The sequence below is a fragment of the Rathayibacter sp. VKM Ac-2805 genome (genome assembly GCF_009834265.1).
Lineage (GTDB): Bacteria > Actinomycetota > Actinomycetes > Actinomycetales > Microbacteriaceae > Rathayibacter.
The window spans coordinates 2122264-2144106 of record NZ_CP047185.1 but is presented as its reverse complement, the minus strand read 5'-3'; the positions used below and the strand labels follow the sequence as shown (position 1 = coordinate 2144106).

Genomic DNA, 21843 nt, shown 5'->3' with positions numbered 1-21843 from the left:
TTGCGGCGGGGCGCTCAGGCCAGCTCGAGCACGTCCAGCGTCCAGGCGTACTCGAACGCGATCTCGCGCCAGCGCTCGTAGCGTCCGCTCACTCCGCCGTGTCCCGCGGTCATCTCGGTGCGCAGCAGCGCGGGAGCGCCGACCTCGCGGAGCCTGGCCACCCACTTCGCCGGCTCCACGTACAGCACCCGGGTGTCGTTGAGGCTCGTCGTCGCGAGGATCCGGGGGTACTGCACGCCCTCGCGGACGTTCTCGTAGGGCGAGTACGACTTCATGTAGGCGTACACCTCGGCGTCGTGCAGCGGGTCGCCCCACTCGTCCCACTCGATCACCGTGAGCGGCAGCGACGGGTCGAGGATCGAGGTGAGCGCGTCGACGAACGGCACCTGCGCGAGGACGCCGGCGAACGCCTCCGGGGCGAGGTTCGAGACCGCGCCCATCAGCAGGCCGCCGGCCGACCCTCCCTGCGCGACCAGGCGGTCCGGAGTGGTGAAGCCCGCGTCGACCAGGTGCCGCGCCGCGGAGACGAAGTCGGTGAAGGTCGTCCGCTTCGCCAGCGTCTTCCCGTTCTCGTACCAGGAGCGGCCCATCTCCCCGCCGCCGCGGACGTGCGCGACGGCGAAGACGACGCCGCGGTCGAGCAGCGAGAGGCGCGCGATCGAGAAGCCCGGGTCGATGCTCGCCTCGTACGAGCCGTAGCCGTAGAGCAGGAGCGGCGCGGGGGCCGAGTCCGGATCGGCGGCGTCGCGGCGCCAGACGAGCGAGAGGGGCACCCGCGTGCCGTCCTCCGCCACGGCCCACTCCCTCCTCTGCACGTAGAGCGCGGGGTCGTAGTCGCCGAGCACCGGCTGCTGCTTGAGCACCGTGCGCTCGCCCGTCGCGACGTCGAGCGCGAGCACGGTCGAGGGGGTGACGAACGAGGTGTAGGCGAGGCGGAGGGAGGGCTGCTCCCACTCCGGGTTCCCCGCCAGGCCCGCGTCGTAGAGCGGCTCGTCGAAGACGATCTCCTCGAGCCGCGCTCCGGCGCCGTCCTCGCGGAGGAGCCCGAGCCGGGTGGCTCCGTCGGCGCGGTACGAGACGACGACGTGCCCGGCGAAGGCGTCGACGCCCTCGATCCGGCGGCCCTCGCGGTGCGGCACCACCACGCGGCGCTCGCGGGCCCGGGCGTCGGCGTCGAGCGACAGGTCGGCCGGCTCCTCGACGATCTCGAAGTCGAGGGCGCCGTCGTTGTGCACGATCAGCAGGCGGTCGCGTCCGTCGACGACGGCGTGCTCGACCTCGTACTCCACGCCCTCGCGGCGCGGCCACACCGAGCGGAAGGAGCCGGTCGGGTCGGACGCGTCCAGCAGCAGGCACTCGCTCGTGATCTTGCTGCCGATCTCGATGACGAGGAAGCGGCGGCTGCGGGTGAGGCCCACGCCGATCCAGTAGCGCTCGTCGGGCTCGGCGAAGACGACCTCGTCCGGGGTCCCGGCGCCGACCTCGTGCCGCCAGATCGTGTCGGGGCGCCAGGACTCGTCGACGGTCGGGTAGAAGACGAAGCGCGCGTCGGCGCCGAAGGTCGCTCCGCCGCCGGTGCCCTCGATGACGTCCGGCAGATCCTCGCCGGTCTCGAGGTCGCGGATGCGGAGGGTGTAGCGCTCGTCGCCCTCGACATCGGTGCCGAAGAGCAGCCGTCGGCCGTCCGCCGAGACATCGAAGCTGCCGAGCGAGAAGAAGTCGTGCCCCTCCGCCTCCGCGTTGCCGTCCAGGACGACCTGCTCGCCCTCGAGCGGACCGCCCTCGGCGATCGACGGCGGCGTCCAGTCGTCCGGCCCGCTGATCGGCGCTCGGCAGTGCACGGCGTACTGGCGGCCCTCGTAGGAGCGCGAGAAGTACCACCAGGAGCCCTCCCGGACGGGGACCGAGAGGTCGGTCTCCTTCGTCCGCGAGCGGATCTCCTCGAACAGGCGCTCGCGCAGCGGAGCGAGAGGAGCCAGCACCGCCTCGGTGTACGCGTTCTCGGCCTCGAGGTGCGCGATCACCTCGGGGCTCTCCTTCTCGCGCAGCCACTCGTAGTGGTCGACCACCACGTCGCCGTGGTGGCGGCGCTCGAGGGGGACGCGGCGGGCGACGGGCGGAACGGGCGCGGTCATCGCTCCAGCCTAGGGCGAGGGCGCCCCTGGCCGCCCCGGGGTGCCGCAGCGGCGCCGGGCGTGATCACAATGGAGCATGGCCAGCGGTGCGGAGAACGAGTCGGCGACGTCCCGGGCGGGCGGTGCGCGGAGAGTGCAGACCGAGGTCGAGCGCAAGTACGACGTCGACGCGGGCACCCGGCTGCCCGACCTGACAGGCACCGCGAGCGTCGCGAGCGTCCGCACGGAGGAGCCGGTGACCCTCCGCGCCGAGTACTTCGACACCGCCGAGCGCGCTCTGTCCCGGGCGCGGATCACGCTGCGCCGCCGCGAGGGCGGATCCGACCAGGGCTGGCACGTCAAGCTGCCCGGCTCCTCCGGCCGCACCGAGATCCACGCGGAGCTCACGGCCTCGCGCACGGTCCCGTCCGCCGTCCGCGAGCCGGTGCTCGGGCAGGTGGGGCGCGCGCCGCTCGAGCCGCTGGCGCTGCTCGAGACGGTCCGCTCGATCACCCGCGCCCTCGACTCCCACGGGCGGGAGCTCGCCGAGATCGCCGACGACCTGGTGACCGCGCGCGACCAGCGCACCGGCCGCGAGCGGCGCTGGAGGGAGTGGGAGGTCGAGCTCGTCGACGTCCCGGGCGACGAGGGCGAGCGGGTCCTCGACGCGATCGAGCAGCGCCTCCTCGCCGCGGGCGCCCGCCCGGCCGCCAGCGCCTCCAAGCTCGCCCGGGCCACCGGCGGCCCGATCGAGGAGACGGTCCCGGATCCGCGCAACGGCGGGGAGGCGGCGCTCGCCGCGGTCCGCTCGCTCCTGCGCGAGCTGCGCGCCGTCGACCCGCGGGTGCGCCTCGAGGCCGACGACGCCCTGCACCGGATGCGCGTGCTCGCACGCCGGCTCCGGTCCGTCCTCGCCGCCTCCCGCTCCGTGCTCGACCGTGCGGCGACCGACCCCGTGCGGGACGAGCTGCGCTGGCTGGGAGGGGTCCTCGGCGCGGCCCGCGATCAGGAGGTGCTCGCCGAGCGGTTCCGCACCTCCCTGGCGGCCGTCGAGGGCGCCCCGAGCACCCCCTCCGCCCTGCTGGACGAGATCGAGCACCGGCACGCCTCGGCGCTGCGCCGCGTCGACCGCACTCTGCGCGGCGGCCGCTACCTCGCGCTCCTCGCCTCGCTCGACGCCCTGCTCGCGGATCCGCCCCGCACCGCGCGGGCGGGCTCGAGCGCGACGGCGCTGGTGCGCCGCTCCGTCGCGAAGGACCTCGCGCGCATCTCCGCGGCGGGCTCCGCGGCGGCCGGCGGCTCGCTCGAGGCCCGACACGACCTGCGGAAGGCGGCGAAGCGGCTCCGCTACACCGTGGAGGCGTGGCGGGCGGTCGTCCCCGAGGCCGTCGGCGCCCGGCGCCGCTCGCTCGCCGAGGCGGGCGAGGACCTCGCCGACGCCCTGGGGGAGGAGCGCGACGCGCTCGCCGCCCGTGCGCTGATCCTGGAGGAGGCCGATCGCAGCGGGGAGGGAGCCTTCGCGCTGGGGGTCGTCGCCGCCGAGGAGCGGCACCGCGCCAGGCGGGCCGCGAAGGCCGCGGAGAAGGCGGGGGACCGTCTGGGGTCGCTCTCGCGCTGACCGTGCGGCCCCGCGGTCGCTGTCAAGCCGACGGCCCGGTCACACGGACGAAATCCACGGCGGATAATGTGAATCATGCCTTCCGTCCGTGCTCTTCCGTCACCGCTCCTGCGCCCGCGCCACTTCGACCGCGACGACGTCGTGGTCCATGCCGGCCTGTTCTCGCTGGTGAACTCGAGTACGACGCCCCGCGCGGCCTGGACCGAGGACCTGATCGCCATCGGCGAGGTCCTCGACGCCGCCGAATTCCCCTACCGCCTGATCCGCGGCACCGACGGCTCGCCCTTCCTCGCGGTGGACCGCGTGCTCGGCGCCGAGCTGGCGACGCTGCTGGCGCGCGCCTTCGCGACCGAGCCCTTCTACGCCAAGACGGTCGACAAGCGGGGCACCCCGCCGCAGCTCCTGGCCGAGGGCGTGCTCGCGCCGTATCCGCGCGCCTCCGTCTTCAAGCTCTTCCGCCCGCGCGTCTCCTCCACGGGATCGCTGCGCTACGGCGCCCGCAGCGGCGTCCGCCTCGAGCTGTGGAAGGTGGGCGAGGAGGAGATCATCACTCCCGCCGAGAACGCGCTCATGCGCAACAGCCTCCCCGTCGCCGAAGCCATCGACGCCCACGTCGAGGCGTACGGCCGCACCTGGCCGACGTTCGAGGGCATGTTCGAGCCGCTCGTCAGCGACATCCGCTTCGAGGTGGACATCGTCTTCTCGTGGGTCGACGGCACCGACCTGGAGTTCCAGCGCGCCCGTGCGGCCCGCATGGCGAGCTACGTGGTGGGCGAGGGCGACGACGCTCCGGCGCGCTTCCGCCAGATCGACGAGCTCAAGTACGCCCTGCGCAGCGTCTACATGTACGCGCCGTGGATCCGGCACATCTACATCGTCACCGACTCCCCGCGCCCGCGCTGGCTGGACGAGCACCCGGACGTCACCCTCGTGCGCAGCGAGGACCACTTCCGCGACCTCTCGGTGCTGCCGACGCACAACTCCCACGCGGTCGAGAGCCAGCTGCACCGCATTCCGGGGCTGGCGGAGCACTTCCTCTACTCCAACGACGACATGTTCTTCGGGCGCCCGGTCGACCCGTCGATCTTCTTCTCGCCCGGGGGCATCACGAAGTTCATCGAGGCGACGACGCGCATCGGCATGGGCGACTCCAACGCCTCCCGCAGCGGCTTCGAGAACGCGGCCCGCGTCAACCGGCGCCTGCTCCGCGAGCGCTTCGGCGCGATGACGACCCGTCACCTCGAGCACGCCGCCACGCCGCTCCGCAAGACCGTGATGGCCGAGCTCGAGGCCGAGTTCGAGCCGGAGTTCACCGCGACCGCCGCGAGCCGCTTCCGCTCCGCGAGCGACGTCTCCGTCACCAACTCGCTCTACCACTACTACGCGCTGATGACCGGGCGCGCGGTCGTGCAGGAGAACGCCTCGGTGAAGTACGTCGACACGACGATGCACCAGGGGCTGAAGGACATGCGCAAGCTCCTCAAGAACCGCGGAGTCGACTTCTTCTGCCTCAACGACGGCAGCTTCCCCGAGATCTCGGCGGAGGCGCGCACCAAGGCCGTCATCGGGTTCCTCGAGGAGTACTACCCGATCCCGGCTCCGTGGGAGCGCGAGGACTGACCGTGGGCTGGGCCGTCGGGGGAGCGGTGGCCGGGCTGCTGCTCGGCCTGGCGAGCTCGCTCGTGTTCCCGGGCATCGGAGTGGGAGCGGGCGTCGGCGTGGGCGTCGCGCTGGCCGCGGCGCTGGCGTTCGCCGGATGGCTGTTCGCGCGGGACCGCGCCGGCGGGCGCTGACGCCGCCGGCCGTGGTCGAGGACGCGGTCGACGCGGCGCCCGGAGGCGTGGTAGCGACCCCGCCGCGCCGCTACGCGCTGACGCCCACCCGCTCCACGAGCGGCGGGTAGAGCTCCTCGTCCCGGGCGACGGGGGCCGCCGTCGCCGCGGCGATCTCGACGCCGTGGTCCGCGAGGATCCGCTGCGTCTCGTTCGCCGAGACGTAGGACACCTCGGTCGAGGCGCCGATCGGCACCACCGAGTGCAGCACCGTGCCGTCGTAGACGTGGATCAGGTTGAACGCCTGGGCGCCGTTGCGGGCGCGGGTCGCGCCCACCGGCACGTTGAGGTCCTGGGTGTAGCAGGTGGCCGACGCGACCGAGACCGGGATGCCCGCGAACATCGCCGTCGACGAGTAGTGCAGGTGGCCCGCGATGATGCTGCGGACGTCGGAGCCCTCGAGCACCTCCGCGAGGGCGGGCTGGTCGCGCAGCTCCACGAGGACAGAGAGGTCGAGCACGCTCGGCACCGGCGGGTGGTGCAGCGCGAGGATCGTGCCGTGCGGGGCCGGGCTGGAGAGCTCCTCCGCCAGCCAGTCGAGCTGCGCGTCCGAGATCTCCCCGTAGTGGGCGCCGGGCACGGTGGAGTCCAGCGCGATGATCCGCAGCCCGTTCACGTCGTGCACGCGGTCGACCGGCTGCGTGGTCGGGAGCTGGTCGAGCAGCCCCGAGCGGAACGCGCCGCGGTCGTCGTGATTGCCCATCACCCAGATCACCTCGGCGCCGAGGCGTGCGGCCGCGGGCTCGACGACGGCGCGCAGCTTCGCGTACGCCTCCGGCTCGCCCTTGTCGGCGAGATCACCCGTGATGACGACGGCCTCCGGACGTCCGCCGGACGCCTCCAGCTCGTCGAACAGGAGCCGCAGCTGGGCCTCGCTGTCGACGTCGGAGCCGTACAGGCCGCCGTCTCCGGCGATGAAGTGGGTGTCGCTCAGGTGAAGGATGAAGTGGTTGGGCCGGGGGTACTCGGCCTGGCGGAGGGACATGATCCTCGGGTTCCACGATCGGCGGGAGCCGGATCACGCGACCCGGCGTCGGCACTTGCGCACTGCTCCAGCGGAGGCGACCCCGCTGCGATCAGTCCATCATCGCGGGGTGAACTCCGGGCCAACACCGGTCGGCGCGTCATCGAACGGTTCTCCCAGGTTGCCGGTCGCTGCGCGGTCCTCCCGGACCCCGGAGGACCGCCGCGATCAGAGCCGGGCGAGCAGCCGCGCGTAGAACTCGATGGCGCGCTCGAACTGGTCGGCCTCGACCGACTCGTCGACCCCGTGGATCCCGAGCTGCTGCCGCGGGCTGATCTCGAACGGGATGAAGCGGTAGACGTGGTCGCTGATGGCGTGGAAGTGCCGGGCGTCGCTGCCGCCGGTCTGCACGTAGGGGGCGACGACCGCGTCTGGGAACGACTCCTGCACGACCGCGCGGAGCAGGTCGTACGGCCCGCCGTCGCCGGGCTCGCCGGTGGGGGAGACGGGGGAGGGCTCGTGGGCGACCTTCACCTCGACCTCGACCTCCGGGTCGTCGATGACGGCGCGGATGCGCTCGACCACGCCCGCCACGGTGCCACCCGGGTTGATCCGCACGTTCGCGGTGGCGCTGGCGCTGGAGGCGAGGACGTTCGCTCCGGTGCTGCCGCGCAGCTCGGTGATCGCGACCGTCGTCCGCAGCATCGCGGCCGAGCGGTTGGAGTGGGCGGCGAGCGCGCCGACGACGGCGTCCGGGTGCTCGTGCGGGCGGGCGTACCAGACGGCGTGGGCCGCGTCCGCGTGGTCGGCCGCCGCGCGCACCAGCTGGGCGATCGGCTCCGGGAGGGTCGAGGGGAACGGGTTCTCGGTCAGGCGGTGGATCGCCCTCGCGAGCCGCTGGGTGGCGAGCAGCCCGGGCGGGGGCGGCGGAGCGGAGGCGTGGCCGCCGACGTCGCGGCAGGTCAGCTCGAGGTTCATGATCCCGCGCTCGGTGACGCCGATCACGGCGATCGGGGTGGTGACGCCGGGCAGGATGCCGCGTCGCACGTTCCCGCCCTCGTCGAGCACGAGGCGCGGGCGGACCCCGCGCGCGCCGAGCAGGGCGACGACCGAGGGGGCGCCGTCGCCCGCCGTCTCCTCGTTGTGCGTGGAGAGGAGGTACACGTCGTGCCGGGGCCGCTCGCCCCGCAGGACGGCCGCCTCGACCGCCTCGAGGAGCGCGACGAGGGAGCCCTTGTCGTCGAGGGCGCCGCGCGCCACGACGGAGGTGCGGCCGTCCGCGGCGACGACCGTCTCGGCCGCGAACGGGTCGTGCGACCACTCCGCCGCCGTCACGCTGACCACGTCGTAGTGGGCCATCAGCACGGCCGGCTCGCCCGGCTCCTCACCGCGCCAGCGCCAGAGGAGGGAGTGGCCGGCGACGGTCTCGGACTCCAGCGCCGCGTGCAGCGCCGGGTAGAGCTCGGCGACGAGCTCCCGGAAGGTGTGGAAACGGCTCCAGTCGGTCGCCGACTCGTCCGAGTGGGACACGGTGTCGACGCGCAGCAGGGCCTGGAAGCGCTCGAGCGCGGTCGTCGTCACCGGGCTAGCCTACGACGGCGGTGCCGGGCCCCCGGCCCGCCGGAGCGGAGGTGCGCGGTGGGGCTGCCCGAGGTCTGCGTCGTCTACGTCCTCCGCGACGGCCCGCGCGGCGCGGAGGTGCTCCTCGGCCGCAAGCGCAGGGGCCTCGGCGAGGGCCGCGTGGTCGCCCCCGGCGGCAAGCTCGAGCCCGGGGAGTCGCCCCTCGACGCGGCCGTCCGCGAGCTGGAGGAGGAGGCGGGGCTCGTCGCCCTCCCGGCCGACCTGGAGCCGCGCGGCGTGCTCGACTACTCCTTCCCCCACCGGCCGGCGTGGAGTCAGCGCTCGCACGTCTTCCTCTGCCGCCGGGTCGCCGGCGATGTCCGCGAGTCGAGCGAGCTCGCCGCCGCGTTCGTCCCGGTCGACGACGTGCCCTTCGACCGCATGTGGGACGACGCTCGCCTGTGGCTGCCGGACCTGCTGCGCGGCGGCCCGCCCGTCCGCCTCCGCGTCGAGTTCGGCGCCGACCTCGCGAGCGTGACCTCCTGGGGCCCGACAGCGGGCTCGTGACGACCCGTGCCGGCACCCGGCGGAGTGCACTCCGGCCGGGCCGCTCCCGCCGTGGGACCGGGGTCCGCCGCGCCTGCCGCCGCGGGGCCATCCGCTAGGCTTCCGCTCGGCCGGGGCCCCGCCCATGGCGTCTCTGGACACCACGAAAGGGAAAGAATGACCAGCACGACGGTGATCGAATGGCGTGAGCAGGCTCCTGCCGAGGCAGTGGACGCGCTCGCCGCTCCCGGTGGACTGGTCGTCTGCGCGACCAAGGTCGGCTACATCCTGATGACGACCGACGGTGCGGGCCTCGAGCGCAAGTTCTCGGCCAAGCAGCGCAACCGCAACAAGCCCGGCGTCGTGCTCTGCTCCAGCATCGAGCAGCTCGTCGAGCTCGCGGAGCTCAACGACGAGGTCCTCGCCTTCTACCGGAAGCACTGGGACCAGGACGTCCTGCTCGGCTGCATCCTCCCGTGGAAGGCCGAGGCGGTCGAGCTCATCGACGAGGACGCCCGCGAGCTGGTCCGCGACGGACGCGGCACGAGCTGCTTCGTCATCCGCTTCGGCCGCCCCGCCGAGCAGCTGGTCGCCACCCTGTGGGAGCGCGACCGCACCCTCACCTTCGCCAGCTCGGCCAACCCCTCGGGCGTGGGCAACCGCGGCCGGGTCGCGAACATCGGCGAGCGGATCGAGAACGAGGCGGACGTCATCGTCTCGGCCGACTCGTACGTCTCCTCCATCCAGCCGGACAAGGACGAGGACTCCCGCCACGAGCAGGGCGTCATGGTCTCGATGGTGGACGCCTCGGGCGCCCTCATCCCCGTGCAGGGCAGCGAGCGCTCGATCACCCCGGGCCCCGTGCTGATCCGCCGCGGCCTCGACTACGAGCGCATCATGCTGAACCTCGCCGAGCAGTTCAACTCCTGGGACTACCGCCAGGGCGAGTACTACTGATCCGCTAGCGGATCGCCGCGACGGCCGGGCCGGGGCTCACCCCCGACCCGGCCGTCGTCGTCCCCGGCGTCAGAGCTCGAGCACGTCGCCGGGCTCGAGCGCGTGGTACTCCCCGCCGCCCTCGCGCACGGCCCAGCCGAGCCGGTCGTGGCCGAGCGCGCGTCCCGCCTCCGAGAGGACCTGCTCGTGGGTCGCGAAGGCGTGCCGCGGCGCGATCTCGAGCACGTAGTCCATCGCCTCGGCGATCTTCATCCACGGCGCGCCCGACGGGGCCGCGAGGACCTCGACGTCGACGCCCTCGGGGACGGTGAAGGAGTCGCCGGCGTAGTAGACGCGGCCGTCGACGAGGACGCCGACGTTGTCGATGACGGGGATGCTCCGGTGGATCACCGCGTGGCGGGCGCCGAAGAAGCGCAGCTCGAACGGGCCGACCGTCACCACGTCGCCGTCGGCGACCGTCTCGACGTCGAAGCCCTCGGCCGCGGCGGCGACTCCGGCCGGGCCGAGGATCCGCAGCGACGGGGCCGCGTCGCGCAGGCGCTGCAGCTGCTCCGGGGTCCAGTGGTCGGCGTGCTCGTGGGTGAGCACCACGGCGACGGTGTCGGCCGTCCCCTCGACGGGCCGGGTGAAGGACCCCGGATCGATCACCAGCCGGGCGCCGTCCTCCTCGATCAGGACGGCGGCGTGCTCGAGTTTCGTCAGTCTCATGACCCGAGCCAACCGCCTCGGCAGGCGGCGGGCAAGGCCCCGGCCGAGCGGAGACCGGGTGGGCCGGGCGCTCGATTTGCATCGATGCGGATCCGTGTGCAACACTCTTCGAGTTGCAAAAACGCGGCCCCATCGTTTAGCGGCCTAGGACGTCGCCCTCTCACGGCGGTAACGCGGGTTCAAATCCCGCTGGGGTCACCACGGCAACACGAGAAGAACCCCCGGTCTGACCGGGGGTTCTTCTCGTTTAACACCCGGGTGCTCGCGACGCGGCACCCGCTCGACGCATCGCGCCGATCGCCTCGTTCCCGCTCCGCCGCCTCGGGGCCGCATCCGGCCGGATCGGCGCTAGGATCGCATCCGCGAAGGGGAGTATCCCGCCTTTCCGCTCCCGTCAGTACGCATCGCCCCTGCGCGGTGCCGGGGGCGGGACGGGTGACGCGGACCGGCACGGCCGTCCGCTCCCCGGGGAGAGACTTTCGGCCCCCCACCCACTCGGAAGGCCCTCATGCTCGATCTGCCCGTCTGGTTCGTGATCGGCTCGTTCGTCGTCCTGAGCCTGATCCTCGCCGCCGACCTGCTGCTGGTCTACAAGCGGCCGCACGTGCCGAGCCTGAAGGAGTCCGGCCTCTGGGTCGGCTTCTACGTCACGCTCGCGCTGATCTTCGCGCTGGCGATGCTGATCCTCGGCGGCGGCGAGCTCGCGGGCCAGTTCGTCGCGGGCTGGCTGACCGAGTACAGCCTCTCGATCGACAACCTGTTCGTCTTCGTCATCATCATGGGCCGCTTCGCGGTGCCGGCGAAGCTGCAGCAGGAGGTGCTGATGGTGGGCATCATCATCGCGCTGGTCTTCCGCGGGATCTTCATCCTCCTCGGCGCGCAGCTCATCGAGAGCTTCAGCTGGATCTTCTACCTCTTCGGCGCGTTCCTGGTCTACACGGCGTGGAACCAGGCGTTCGGCAAGGAGGACGAGGACGAGGGCACGGACAACCTGCTCATCCGCCTCCTGCGCAAGCGCGTGAGGATCTCGGACGAGTTCGACGGCTCGAAGATCCGCACGGTCAAGAACGGCACGAGGTTCTTCACCCCGATGCTGATCGTCTTCCTGGCGATCGGCTCGACCGACCTGCTCTTCGCGCTCGACTCGATCCCCGCGATCTTCGGCATCACGGAGAGCCCGTTCATCGTCTTCACCGCGAACATCTTCGCCCTGATGGGGCTCCGCCAGCTCTACTTCCTGCTCGGCGGCCTCATCGACAAGCTCGAGTACCTCAAGTACGGCATCGCGTTCATCCTCGCCTTCATCGGCGTGAAGCTCGTCCTGCATGCCCTGCACGAGAACGACCTGCCCTTCATCAACGGCGGCGAGCCCGTGCCGGTGTGGGACATCGACACGATCACCTCGCTGGTGGTCATCGTCCTGAGCATGACCGTCGCGACGCTCGCGAGCCTGGCGAAGATGCGCCGCGAGCACCGCCACATCGAGATGCACGACGGGCACCCCGAGGTCGTCTCGGACGACGCCCGCTCGGCCGCCGAGGAGAAGTGACCCCGCGATGACGACCACCACCGTCGACCTGCCCCAGGGGGCGCTGCGGCTCGCCGTCAGCAGCAGCACCGACGTCGGTGCCGTCCGCCGGGTCAACGAGGACTCCCTCCTCGCCGACGAGCTGCTGCTCGCGGTCGCCGACGGGATGGGCGGGCACGCCCGCGGCGACCTCGCGAGCGCCGCGGCGGTCGGGGCTCTGCACGAGAACCGGCCGACGGCCCTCGGACCGGTCGACGCGGTGTTCGACCTGGTCGAGGGCGCCAACACGGCGGTGCGCGCGCTGGACGTGGGCGGTGCGCTCTGCGGCACGACGCTCACGGGGCTGATGCTCGTCCTGCCCGAGCCCTCCGGGCCCGCCCGCTGGGCGCTCTTCAACGTCGGCGACTCCCGCGTCTACCGCTGGGACGGGACGGAGCTCGAGCAGCTGACCGTGGACCACTCGGCCGTGCAGGAGCTCGTCTCGGCGGGCCTGCTCACGCGGGAGTCCGCCGAGTCGCACCCGGACCGCAACATCGTCACCCGCGCCCTCGGCGCCGACGAGGAGGTCGAGACGGACGTCTGGACGCTGCCCGTCGTGCCGCGCGCCAGCTACCTGCTCTGCTCCGACGGGCTCACCAAGGAGCTCTCGGACGAGCGGATCGCGGCGCTGTTCGCGCGCCGCGACTCCGGCGACCCGGCCGACCTCGCCCAGGCGCTCGTGAGCGCGGCGGTCGACGCCGGCGGGCGGGACAACGTGACCGTGGTCGTCGTCGACGCGGTGCTCGACGCCCGCGCCTGAGCCCGTCGACCGTGCGCCGCCGGCTCCCGGGAGCGGGGGAGCGCGGTGCTATTCTCGGTCCATGCTGAGCGGCCCGCACCTCCTTCCGTGCCGCGACGAGACCTCGATCTGACGGCCTCCCTCGTCGCGGTGCCTCGCCCGGCCGAGCAGCGACTCCTGAAGGAGAAGGACCCGTCATGACCGAGAAGTCACCCGGCGCAGCCGCGCCCGCGTCGAGCGGAGCGGAACCCCGCTCGCTCGCGGACACGATCCGCACCCCGAGGCCCCGCACCCTCGCCGAGAAGGTCTGGGACGACCACGTCGTCGTCAAGGGCCAGAACGGCGCTCCGGACCTCGTCTACATCGACCTCCACCTCCTCCACGAGGTGACGAGCCCCCAGCCGTTCGACGGGCTGCGCGCGGCCGGGCGCCCCCTCCGCCGCCCCGACCTCACCATCGCGACCGAGGACCACAACACGCCGACCCTGCAGATCGGCCGGCCCATCGAGGACCCGACCAGCAGGGCCCAGATCGACGCTCTGCGCCGGAACGCCGGCGAGTTCGGCGTCCGCCTGCACTCCCTCGGCGACGTGGAGCAGGGCATCGTGCACGTCGTCGGCCCTCAGCTCGGCCTGACGATGCCCGGGATCACCGTCGTCTGCGGCGACTCGCACACCTCGACGCACGGCGCGTTCGGCGCGATCGCCTTCGGCATCGGCACGAGCGAGGTCGAGCACGTGATGGCCACGCAGACGCTGCCGCTGCAGCCCTTCAAGACGATGGCGATCACCGTCGAGGGGACGCTGAAGGAGGGGGTCACGGCCAAGGACGTCATCCTCGCGGTCATCGCCCGCATCGGCACCGGCGGCGGCCAGGGCTACATCCTCGAGTACCGCGGCTCCGCGATCCGGGCGCTCTCGATGGAGGGCCGGATGACGATCTGCAACATGTCGATCGAGGCGGGCGCGCGCGCCGGCATGGTCGCGCCGGACGAGACGACGTTCGCCTACCTGCAGGGCCGTCCGCACGCCCCCGCGGGCGAGGACTGGGACGCCGCCGTCGCCTACTGGCGGACGCTGCCGAGCGACGAGGGCGCGGTCTTCGACGCCGAGGTCGTGATCGACGCCGACGCGCTCGAGCCGTTCGTCACCTGGGGGACCAACCCCGGCCAGGGCGTCTCGCTCTCGCAGTCCGTCCCCGACCCCGAGGCCATCGACGACCTGAACGAGCGCACCAGCGCCCTGCGCGCGCTGGAGTACATGGCGCTCGAGCCCGGGACGCCGATGAAGGAGATCCCGGTCGACGTCGTCTTCATGGGCTCCTGCACCAACTCCCGGATCGAGGACCTGCGGGCCTTCGCCGCGATCGTCGAGGGGCGCACCAAGGCGCCGGGCGTCCGCGTGATGGTCGTCCCCGGCTCCGCCCGCGTGCGGCTCGAGGCGGAGGCCGAGGGCATCGACCGGATCGTCACGGCGTTCGGGGCGGAGTGGCGCTTCGCCGGCTGCTCGATGTGCCTCGGCATGAACACCGACCAGCTGCTCGAGGGGGAGCGCGTCGCCTCCACCTCCAACCGCAACTTCGAGGGCCGTCAGGGCAAGGGGGCGAAGACCCACCTCGTCTCGCCGCTCGTCGCTGCCGCCACGGCCGTGCGCGGCACGCTCTCGAGCCCCTCCGACCTGGAGCCGGCGCGCGAGAGAGCAGGAGTCTGACCGTGCAGAAGTTCGAGACCGTCACCGCGATCGCCGCGCCCCTGAAGCGCGCCAACGTCGACACCGACCAGATCCTCCCCGGCGTCTACCTCCGCCGCATCACGAAGACCGGATTCGAGGACGCCCTGTTCCACGGCTGGCGCCAGGAGGAGGACTTCGTCCTCAACCAGGAGCGGTACCGCGGTGCGGGCATCCTCGTGGCCGGGCCGGACTTCGGCACGGGCTCCAGCCGCGAGCACGCCGTGTGGGCGCTGCGCGACTACGGCTTCCGGGTCGTGATCTCGCCCCGCTTCGGCGACATCTTCCGCGGCAACGCCGGCAAGCAGGGACTCCTGGCCGCCGTCGTGTCCGAGGCCGACGTCGAGCGCCTGTGGGAGATCATCGAGAGCACCCCGGGAATAGAACCGACGGTGGATCTGGTTGCGCGTACGGTCACCGCCGGTGGCGAGGCCTTCGACTTCGAGATCGACGACTACACTCGATGGCGCCTGATCGAGGGCCTGGACGACATCGGCCTGACCCTGCGCGACGAAGCGCTCATTTCCGAATTCGAGACCCGCCGCGAGAGCTGGCGGCCCAAGACATTGCCGGTGAAATAGCGTGAACACACTTCTTCAGGACGCCAAGGCCCTCCAGGACGCCAAGGCCTCGGGAGCCCGCGTGGGGATGACGACGGAGCGGATCACCATCAAGGGCGGTCGGCCGCTGGTGGGGCGCATCGAGCTCAAGGGAGCGAAGAACCTCGTCACCAAGGCGATGGTCGCGGCGCTCCTCGGCGAGACCGCGTCCACCCTCCGCGACGTGCCCGACATCAGCGACGTCCGCGTCGTGAAGGGCCTCCTCGAGGTGCACGGCGTCAAGGTGAAGCAGGGCGCCGAGGTCGGCGAGCTGATCCTCGACCCCTCGAACGTCGAGTCCGCGCACTTCGCCGACATCGACGCGCACGCCGGCTCCAGCCGCATCCCGATCCTCTTCTGCGGCCCGCTCCTGCACCGCCTGGGCGAGGCGTTCATCCCCGACCTCGGCGGCTGCCGCATCGGCGACCGCCCGATCGACTACCACCTCGAGGTCCTCCGCAACTTCGGCGCGGTGATCGAGAAGCTGCCTTCCGGGATCCGGATGTCGGCTCCCGAGGGCCTGCACGGCGCCAAGGTGTCGCTGCCCTACCCGAGCGTCGGAGCGACCGAGCAGGTCCTTCTGACCGCGGTGCGCGCCTCCGGCATCACCGAGCTCTCGGGCGCGGCGATCGAGCCCGAGATCATGGACCTGATCAACATCCTGCAGAAGATGGGCGCCATCATCTCGGTCGACACCGACCGCGTGATCCGCATCGAGGGCGTGGACCGGCTCACCGGCTACTCCCACCGCGCGCTCTTCGACCGCAACGAGGCGGCCTCCTGGGCGGCCGCGGCCCTCGCGACCGACGGCGACATCTTCGTCGGCGGCGCCCGCCAGCAGGAGATGACCACCTTCCTCAACGTCTTCCGCAAGGTCGGCGGCGCGTTCGAGATCGCCGAGGACGGCATCCGCTTCTACCACCCGGGCGGCGAGCTCAAGCCGGTCATCATCGAGACCGACGTGCACCCCGGCTTCATGACCGACTGGCAGCAGCCGCTGGTCGTGGCGCTCACGAAGGCCAAGGGCGTCTCGATCGTGCACGAGACCGTCTACGAGCAGCGCTTCGGCTTCGTCGACGCGCTCGTCGAGATGGGCGCGACCATCCAGATCCACCGCGAGTGCCTCGGCGGGCAGGCCTGCCGCTTCGGGCAGCGCAACTTCATGCACTCGGCCGTGATCTCGGGACCCTCGAAGCTGCACGGCGCCGACATCGTCGTGCCGGATCTGCGCGGCGGCTTCTCGCACCTGATCGCGGCGCTCTCGGCCGAGGGCACCTCGACGGTCTCGAACGTCGGCATCATCAGCCGCGGCTACGAGAACTTCCTCACCAAGCTCGAGCTGCTGGGCGCCGACTTCTCGCTCGACGCGTAGCCGCCCACCGGGACCCCGGTGCCGCGGAGGACGACCGTCCTCAGCGGCCCGGGGTCCTGTCGCGTCCGGGCGCGCCCCACGCGGGCGGTTCCGCGGCCTCCTCCAGGCGTCCCCGGATCCGCTTCTCGAGGAGCGCGAGCGTCGTCTCCGGCGCGGGCCGGAGGCCCAGCGGTCCGGGCGACTCGACCAGGACCAGCGTCAGCCGCCCGCGCCGCGTGCCGGCCAGGACGACGTCGAGGGCCTCGCGCGGACGCAGGCCCACCAGGACCCACCGCCGCTCCAGCCGCGCGATCCGCGCCCAGGGCACCACGACGCCCCAGTCGCCGAAGGAGACGGTCAGTCCCCGGCGGCGCGGCACGACCACCGCGTAGGGCCGCAGCGTCGGCAGCGGGAACCGCGGCTCGACACGACGGAGGCCCGCTCCGAGCCGGCCGCGTCCGAGGACGGCGACGCCGCCGGTCGCCTCCGCCTCGACGTGCGCGAGCGGTGCCACCGCCACGCGCCAGAGGGTGTCGACCCCGCCGATCACGAGGGCGACTGACGCCGAGCCGCCGACGAGGACCGCGAGCGTCAGCAGGAGGCCGTCGCCGAGCGCGGCCGCATCGCGGTCGGCCTGCGTGGCGAGCAGCACGACTCCCCACACGATCAGGAGCACCAGGCCGGACAGCGCGATCGGCGAGTCGGCGAGGCGGCCGAGGGCCCTGCCGACGGCGTCCCACGGCGACGGGCGGCGACGCGGACGGGGCATGCCGGTACCGTACCCGGCGGCCGGGCCGCTCCTCCCACCGCGGGGCCCAGCTGCTCCCGGGCGTGGGGACGCGGCCCCTCCGATGCGGGATGCGAGGATGGGCGGGTGTCTGAGCGAAGCCGTCCGTCCATCTTCTGGTTCCTCGCGGCGGCGGTGATCCCCGTGATGACCGCCTCGGTCGACCTGCGGATCCGGAACGGCGACAAGATCCCGAGCACCGGGGCCTTCGTGTTCGCGCCGAACCACTACAGCGAGATCGACCCGATCATCACGGGCTGGACCCTGTGGCGCGCCGGCCGCGCACCGCGCTTCCTCGCCAAGGCCTCGCTGTTCTCGGTGCCCGTGCTCGGCTCGATCCTGCGCGGCTCCGGGCAGATCCCCGTCGAGCGCTCGGGCTCGGTCCGCGGCAGCGAGCCGCTGAAGACCGCCAAGGCTCTCGTGGACGAGGGCCGCTCGGTCATCATCTATCCCGAGGGCACCCTCACCCGCGACCCCGAGCTCTGGCCGATGCGCGGGAAGACGGGAGCGGTGAGGATGGCGCTGCAGTACGGCCTGCCCGTCGTCCCGGTCGCGCACTGGGGTGCGCAGCAGCTGATGGGCCGCTACTCCAAGCGGATCACCCTCTTCCGCCGCAAGCGCGTCGACGTGATCGTCGGCGACCCCGTCGACCTGTCCGCCTTCCGCGGACGCAGCCTCGACTCCGCCACACTCAACGAGGCCTCCGCGGTCGTGATGGCGGCGATCACCGCCCTGCTCGAGGAGCTGCGCGGCGAGGCGGCGCCCGAGAAGCGCTGGAACCCCTCCGAGCACAACCAGAAGGGCACGGGTCGCTTTGAGTCCGAGCAGTAGGAAGGCGCCCATCCCCGTGCCCCGCCGCGTCGCCGTCCTCGGCGCCGGCAGCTGGGGCACCACGTTCGCGAAGATCCTCGCCGACGGCGGCTCCGACGTCGTGATGTGGGCGCGCCGCGCCGAGCTGGCCCGCGAGATCACCGAGGCCAAGCGCAACAGCGACTACCTCCCCGGCATCAACCTCCCGCGCAACATCCGGGCCACGCCGCGCATCGAGGAGGCGCTGGAGGGCGCGGACCACGTCTACCTCTCCATCCCGTCGCAGTCGCTGCGGAGCAACCTCGAGGCGATCACGCCGTTCCTCACCGAGCGCACGGTGCTGGTGAGCCTGATGAAGGGGGTCGAGAAGGGCACGGGCCAGCGGATGAGCGAGGTGATCGCGCAGATGCTGCCGGTCTCTCCCGACCGGATCGCCGTCGCCTCCGGGCCCAACCTCGCACTCGAGATCGCCAAGGAGCAGCCGACCGCGGCGGTCATCGCCTCCGAGAGCCTCGTCACCGCGCAGGAGGTGGCCCTCGCGGCGACCAACCGCTACTTCCGCTCCTACGTCAACACCGACGTGATCGGCACCGAGTTCGGCGGCGTGCTGAAGAACCTCATCGCCGTGGCGATCGGCATCGTCGACGGCGTCGGCTACGGCGAGAACACGAAGGCGTCGATCATCACGCGCGGTCTCGCCGAGATGACCGACTTCGCGGTCGCGTACGGCGGACGGGCCGAGACGATGGCCGGACTCGCGGGGCTCGGCGACCTCATCGCGACGTCGAGCTCGTCCCTCTCGCGCAACAACACGGCCGGGCGCCTGCTCGGCCAGGGCTACAGCTTCACCGACGTGGTGAAGTCGATGCAGCAGACGGCGGAGGGGCTCGCCTCCGTCGCGCCGGTCCTCGAGCTGGCGCGCGCCAGGGGAGTCGACATGCCCATCGTCGAGCAGGTGTCGCAGGTGCTCGCCGGTACGCTCGATCCGAAGGACATCGCGCCGCACCTGACCACGGATTCGGACGAGCCACAGGGTGAGAGGAACCTCGATGACCAGCAAGCTCCGCGTGGCCGTTCTGTTCGGGGGGCGCTCCAGCGAGCACTCGATCAGCTGCGCAACGGCGGCCGGGGTGCTGCGGGCGATCGACCGTGACCGCTTCGAGGTGATCCCCGTCGGGATCACCTCCGACGGCGCGTTCGTGCTCGAGGAGGACCGTCCCGAGAAGTTCGCTCTCGACGCCGCGTCGCTGCCCCGCGTCGAGGACGACGGCTCCCGTGTGCGCTGGCCGGAGTCGGCCCTCTCGCGCGAGCTCACCGTGACGACCGAGGACGGCGCGACGCGCTCGCTCGGCGAGGTCGACGTGGTGCTGCCGATCCTGCACGGCCCGTGGGGCGAGGACGGCACCGTCCAGGGGATGCTCGAGCTCGTCGGGCTGCCCTACGTCGGCTCGGGCGTGCTCGCGTCGGCGCTCGGCATGGACAAGCACTTCACCAAGACGGTGCTGCGGGCCGCGGGCCTCGCGGTGGCGCCCTGGTACCTCGTGACCGAGGCGGAGTGGCGCGCCGACCCGGGCGACGCCTCCTCGGCGCTCGACGAGCTGGGCCTGCCCGCGTTCGTGAAGCCGGCGCGGGCCGGCTCGAGCGTGGGCGTCAGCCGGATCGACGAGCGCGAGCAGCTCGAGGCCGCGCTGGAGGAGGCGTTCGCGCACGACTCGCGGGTGCTGATCGAGTCGGGCATCGTCGGCCGCGAGGTCGAGATCGGCGTGCTCGGCGGCCGCCGCGGTGCTCCGGCCCGCGCCTCCGTCGCCGGCGAGGTGGTCGTCTCCGGCCGCGGCTTCTACGACTTCGAGGCGAAGTACCTCGGGGCGTCCGGCATCGAGCTGGTCTGCCCGGCCGATCTCACGGACGGCGAGCTCTCCGAGATGCGGTCCCTCGCGATCCGCGCCTTCGACGCGATCGGAGCCGAGGGCCTCGCCCGGGTCGACTTCTTCCTCACCGCCGACGGCTTCGTCGTCAACGAGATCAACACCATGCCCGGCTTCACGCCGGTCTCGATGTTCCCGCGCATGTGGGGCGCGAGCGGCGTGGACTACCCGGACCTGATCAGCGAGCTGCTCGACTCGGCGCTCGACCGCGAGCCGGTCGCCGCACGATGACGCCGGCGCTCGCGGTCCGCGTCGAAGCGGGCGCGGCCGCCGCGCCGTTCGAGCAGATCCGCGAGCAGATCACGGCGCTGATCACCGCCGGCGAGCTGCCGGTGGGCACCCGCCTGCCGCCGGTGCGCTCACTCGCCGAGACGCTGGGCGTCGCCGCGGGGACGGTCGCCCGCTCCTACCGGGAGCTGGAGTCGGCGGGCCTGGTCGAGACGCGCGGCCGGGCGGGCACGGTCGTCGCGGGAGGCGTCGACGCGCTGGAGCGCGAGCTGCAGGCCGCGGCCGCTGTGTACGCGTCCCGCGCGCGCGAGCTCGGGGCGGCGGAGGAGCACGCCCGTCGCGTCGTCGGGCTGGCCCTGCGACCGGACCGCTGAGGCGCCGGACGATGCTCGACCGACGGCCGCGGGGAGGGGCCGTGCTCCTCGGCGCGGCGGCGCTGCTGCTCTCGGGGAGCGCGCCCGTCGTCGCCCTCAGCAAGGCCTACTTCAACTCTTATGAGGGAATAGGTAGATTTGCGGCGTTTAGAGCACCAGACTGGTGGGGCGTCTCTAGTGGGATAAGATCAGGTAGTTCTTTGGCGCAGGTGGAGACCGGTGTGTGCAGATATCCGCAACTTAGTTCCGAAGCTCCACGTTTTAATCCGAGAAAATTTATATCCTCTTCTATCGCTTTGAGGATTCTTCTAACATGCCCTAAATGATGAAAATGCTTTACTGTGTGTTTTCCGTTGTTATCTGAATATACTCGATTGGCTAGGTGGTCATTTGGCTAGTTCCCGATACTCGCTATACGGAGTTTACGGGCTCGCAGCCCTGTTGTTGAGCGGATGCGCGCCTGTAGTTGCATTGGAGGCTGCAGACGACTCGGAGAGTGCTAGCTGCGCAACAATCTCGTCACGGCTTCCCGATGGGCTGACCGACGGGGCTGGCGGGGATGTCGCGCGACGCGAAACAAACGCCCAAGCGACCGCAGCTTGGGGTTCTCCAGCAATAGTTCTTTTGCGGTGCGGTCTTGAGCCCCCGGCTGCGGATCCGAGATGTATCGAAGTAAATGGTATTGATTGGATCCCAGATGACTCCGACGCACCAAATTATAGATTCGTTACCTTTGGTCGCGTACCTGCGACCGAAGTAATCATTGATAGCGAGTCAATCTCCGGAAGTACCGTGCTCGTCGACTTGGCTCCTGCAGTCGGTGCCCTTGCTCCCACGGGAAATGTTGAGTGCCAGGACCTCGGAGACCTCGTATTGCCGACGGACGCTCCGCAGTAGTGTTGGCGCGACATTGGCGCGATCGCCCGCGAAGGCACTGTGATGCGATAAGTTGAGGCTTCCGAACGAAAGGAAGCCCAGGTGAATAAGAAGTCAATTTTCGCTCCCGCGATGGCGCTTTGTCTCGTCCTTGTGGGGTCTGTAACTTTTGCTGAAAGTGCCAATGCGGCACCTAGTGAAGTTCGATTCGGCAAGATACCCGGCGGTTCTACCGGACCAATTTCCCGGATCTATGGAAATGGATCTGACGGTCGCTTCGTTGCTCGATCGAACGACTCGTACACGTACTTCCAGTCTGATGGCAACTTTGTTGCGCACGACGCAAATCGATCACCGTATTGGGCGTCGGGCACTAGGTCGTCGGGGAAGAAGCTCGCGCTTCAAAGTGACGGGAATATTGTCGTTTACAGCCGCAGTGACCGACCGTTGTGGAGTTCGGGAACGGCTGGACATAGCGGAGAAGAATTCAAGGTTGTTATGCAAGACGACACAAACTTCGTGCTCTACAGCATGACCGGGGGTCAGCATCCTCTTTGGTCG

At 71.4% G+C, this 21843-nt stretch carries 20 protein-coding genes and 1 tRNA gene; 16 read left to right on the top strand and 5 right to left on the bottom strand.

Going from position 1 to position 21843, the window contains the following annotated elements; all coding sequences use genetic code 11:
* Window positions 1-14: 14 nt before the first annotated feature.
* Complete coding sequence (locus GSU40_RS10015) at window positions 15-2135, bottom strand: S9 family peptidase (RefSeq protein ID WP_160034820.1); 2121 nt, start codon at window positions 2133-2135, stop codon at window positions 15-17.
* Window positions 2136-2211: 76 nt separating this feature from the next.
* On the opposite strand from GSU40_RS10015, the gene GSU40_RS10010 reads away from it, so the two are divergent.
* The 3 genes from GSU40_RS10010 (at window position 2212) to GSU40_RS10000 (ending at window position 5525) form a co-directional block, all read left to right on the top strand.
* On the top strand, window positions 2212-3732 hold the full coding sequence (locus tag GSU40_RS10010) for a CYTH and CHAD domain-containing protein (protein ID WP_160034818.1): 1521 nt from the start codon (window positions 2212-2214) through the stop codon (window positions 3730-3732).
* A 75-nt stretch (window positions 3733-3807) separates the two neighbouring features.
* Window positions 3808-5352, top strand: a complete 1545-nt coding sequence (locus GSU40_RS10005) for a stealth family protein (protein WP_104233778.1) — start codon at window positions 3808-3810, stop codon at window positions 5350-5352.
* 2 nt (window positions 5353-5354) lie between these two features.
* A complete protein-coding gene (locus GSU40_RS10000; protein ID WP_159939285.1) occupies window positions 5355-5525 on the top strand; it encodes a hypothetical protein in 171 nt (56 codons plus the stop codon).
* 70 nt (window positions 5526-5595) lie between these two features.
* Here the strand turns inward: GSU40_RS10000 and GSU40_RS09995 are convergent, their stop codons facing one another.
* Window positions 5596-6549: a phosphodiesterase gene (locus GSU40_RS09995; protein ID WP_104237890.1), complete on the bottom strand. Its 954-nt coding sequence runs from the start codon at window positions 6547-6549 to the stop codon at window positions 5596-5598.
* Window positions 6550-6756: 207 nt separating this feature from the next.
* Window positions 6757-8109, bottom strand: a complete 1353-nt coding sequence (locus GSU40_RS09990) for a M20/M25/M40 family metallo-hydrolase (RefSeq protein ID WP_160034816.1) — start codon at window positions 8107-8109, stop codon at window positions 6757-6759.
* 57 nt (window positions 8110-8166) lie between these two features.
* Between GSU40_RS09990 and GSU40_RS09985 the strand changes: the two genes are divergently transcribed.
* Both GSU40_RS09985 and GSU40_RS09980 read left to right on the top strand, forming a co-directional pair.
* Window positions 8167-8655: an 8-oxo-dGTP diphosphatase gene (locus GSU40_RS09985; protein ID WP_160034814.1), complete on the top strand. Its 489-nt coding sequence runs from the start codon at window positions 8167-8169 to the stop codon at window positions 8653-8655.
* Window positions 8656-8811: 156 nt separating this feature from the next.
* Window positions 8812-9591 carry a Sua5/YciO/YrdC/YwlC family protein gene (locus GSU40_RS09980; protein ID WP_104283457.1) on the top strand — a complete coding sequence of 260 codons (780 nt, stop codon included), beginning with the start codon at window positions 8812-8814 and terminating at the stop codon, window positions 9589-9591.
* 69 nt (window positions 9592-9660) lie between these two features.
* On the opposite strand, the gene GSU40_RS09975 is transcribed toward GSU40_RS09980, so the two are convergent.
* Complete coding sequence (locus GSU40_RS09975; RefSeq protein WP_104249616.1) at window positions 9661-10299, bottom strand: MBL fold metallo-hydrolase; 639 nt, start codon at window positions 10297-10299, stop codon at window positions 9661-9663.
* Between the two features lie 125 nt (window positions 10300-10424).
* Between GSU40_RS09975 and GSU40_RS09970 the strand changes: the two genes are divergently transcribed.
* From GSU40_RS09970 to murA, 6 genes are all read left to right on the top strand, one after another.
* Window positions 10425-10500: transfer RNA gene (locus tag GSU40_RS09970), tRNA-Glu, on the top strand.
* 307 nt (window positions 10501-10807) lie between these two features.
* The gene (locus GSU40_RS09965; protein WP_104283458.1) at window positions 10808-11848 is read left to right on the top strand and encodes a TerC family protein; all 1041 of its coding nucleotides are present in this window, start codon (window positions 10808-10810) and stop codon (window positions 11846-11848) included.
* A gap of 7 nt (window positions 11849-11855) precedes the next feature.
* The gene (locus GSU40_RS09960; RefSeq protein WP_104283459.1) at window positions 11856-12626 is read left to right on the top strand and encodes a protein phosphatase 2C domain-containing protein; all 771 of its coding nucleotides are present in this window, start codon (window positions 11856-11858) and stop codon (window positions 12624-12626) included.
* A 176-nt stretch (window positions 12627-12802) separates the two neighbouring features.
* Window positions 12803-14314: a 3-isopropylmalate dehydratase large subunit gene (leuC, locus tag GSU40_RS09955; RefSeq protein WP_160034812.1), complete on the top strand. Its 1512-nt coding sequence runs from the start codon at window positions 12803-12805 to the stop codon at window positions 14312-14314.
* 2 nt (window positions 14315-14316) lie between these two features.
* The gene (gene leuD / locus GSU40_RS09950; protein ID WP_104283461.1) at window positions 14317-14913 is read left to right on the top strand and encodes a 3-isopropylmalate dehydratase small subunit; all 597 of its coding nucleotides are present in this window, start codon (window positions 14317-14319) and stop codon (window positions 14911-14913) included.
* Window positions 14914-14980: 67 nt separating this feature from the next.
* The gene (gene murA, locus GSU40_RS09945) at window positions 14981-16303 is read left to right on the top strand and encodes a UDP-N-acetylglucosamine 1-carboxyvinyltransferase (RefSeq protein ID WP_167299052.1); all 1323 of its coding nucleotides are present in this window, start codon (window positions 14981-14983) and stop codon (window positions 16301-16303) included.
* 40 nt (window positions 16304-16343) lie between these two features.
* Here the strand turns inward: murA and GSU40_RS09940 are convergent, their stop codons facing one another.
* The gene (locus tag GSU40_RS09940; RefSeq protein ID WP_160034810.1) at window positions 16344-17051 is read right to left on the bottom strand and encodes a hypothetical protein; all 708 of its coding nucleotides are present in this window, start codon (window positions 17049-17051) and stop codon (window positions 16344-16346) included.
* A gap of 105 nt (window positions 17052-17156) precedes the next feature.
* Here GSU40_RS09940 and GSU40_RS09935 point away from each other — a divergent pair, with 105 nt between their 5' ends.
* From GSU40_RS09935 to GSU40_RS09915, 5 genes are all read left to right on the top strand, one after another.
* On the top strand, window positions 17157-17900 hold the full coding sequence (locus GSU40_RS09935; protein WP_244229445.1) for a lysophospholipid acyltransferase family protein: 744 nt from the start codon (window positions 17157-17159) through the stop codon (window positions 17898-17900).
* A 16-nt stretch (window positions 17901-17916) separates the two neighbouring features.
* On the top strand, window positions 17917-19032 hold the full coding sequence (locus GSU40_RS09930) for an NAD(P)H-dependent glycerol-3-phosphate dehydrogenase (protein ID WP_181067828.1): 1116 nt from the start codon (window positions 17917-17919) through the stop codon (window positions 19030-19032).
* Entirely contained in the window at window positions 18929-20035 is a 1107-nt protein-coding gene (locus GSU40_RS09925) for a D-alanine--D-alanine ligase family protein (protein ID WP_160034808.1), read from the top strand. Before GSU40_RS09930 ends, GSU40_RS09925 begins: the two co-directional genes overlap by 104 nt.
* A complete protein-coding gene (locus GSU40_RS17155) occupies window positions 20032-20406 on the top strand; it encodes a GntR family transcriptional regulator (protein ID WP_160034806.1) in 375 nt (124 codons plus the stop codon). The genes GSU40_RS09925 and GSU40_RS17155 overlap by 4 nt, the downstream gene beginning before the upstream one ends.
* 390 nt (window positions 20407-20796) lie before the next feature.
* Window positions 20797-21303, top strand: a complete 507-nt coding sequence (locus GSU40_RS09915) for a DUF3515 family protein (RefSeq protein WP_104283465.1) — start codon at window positions 20797-20799, stop codon at window positions 21301-21303.
* Window positions 21304-21843 lie beyond the last annotated feature (540 nt).

Excerpts from the sequence above, each read along its gene's own strand:
- GSU40_RS10015 (WP_160034820.1), bottom strand. The coding sequence starts at position 2,135 with ATGACCGCGCCCGTTCCGCCCGTCGCCCGCCGCGTCCCCCTCGAGCGC.
- GSU40_RS10010 (WP_160034818.1), top strand. The coding sequence starts at position 2,212 with ATGGCCAGCGGTGCGGAGAACGAGTCGGCGACGTCCCGGGCGGGCGGT.
- GSU40_RS10005 (WP_104233778.1), top strand. The coding sequence starts at position 3,808 with ATGCCTTCCGTCCGTGCTCTTCCGTCACCGCTCCTGCGCCCGCGCCAC.
- GSU40_RS09995 (WP_104237890.1), bottom strand. The coding sequence starts at position 6,549 with ATGTCCCTCCGCCAGGCCGAGTACCCCCGGCCCAACCACTTCATCCTT.
- GSU40_RS09980 (WP_104283457.1), top strand. The coding sequence starts at position 8,812 with ATGACCAGCACGACGGTGATCGAATGGCGTGAGCAGGCTCCTGCCGAG.
- GSU40_RS09975 (WP_104249616.1), bottom strand. The coding sequence starts at position 10,299 with ATGAGACTGACGAAACTCGAGCACGCCGCCGTCCTGATCGAGGAGGAC.
- GSU40_RS09965 (WP_104283458.1), top strand. The coding sequence starts at position 10,808 with ATGCTCGATCTGCCCGTCTGGTTCGTGATCGGCTCGTTCGTCGTCCTG.
- GSU40_RS09960 (WP_104283459.1), top strand. The coding sequence starts at position 11,856 with ATGACGACCACCACCGTCGACCTGCCCCAGGGGGCGCTGCGGCTCGCC.
- leuC (WP_160034812.1), top strand. The coding sequence starts at position 12,803 with ATGACCGAGAAGTCACCCGGCGCAGCCGCGCCCGCGTCGAGCGGAGCG.
- murA (WP_167299052.1), top strand. The coding sequence starts at position 14,981 with ATGACGACGGAGCGGATCACCATCAAGGGCGGTCGGCCGCTGGTGGGG.
- GSU40_RS09940 (WP_160034810.1), bottom strand. The coding sequence starts at position 17,051 with ATGCCCCGTCCGCGTCGCCGCCCGTCGCCGTGGGACGCCGTCGGCAGG.
- GSU40_RS09925 (WP_160034808.1), top strand. The coding sequence starts at position 18,929 with ATGACCAGCAAGCTCCGCGTGGCCGTTCTGTTCGGGGGGCGCTCCAGC.
- GSU40_RS17155 (WP_160034806.1), top strand. The coding sequence starts at position 20,032 with ATGACGCCGGCGCTCGCGGTCCGCGTCGAAGCGGGCGCGGCCGCCGCG.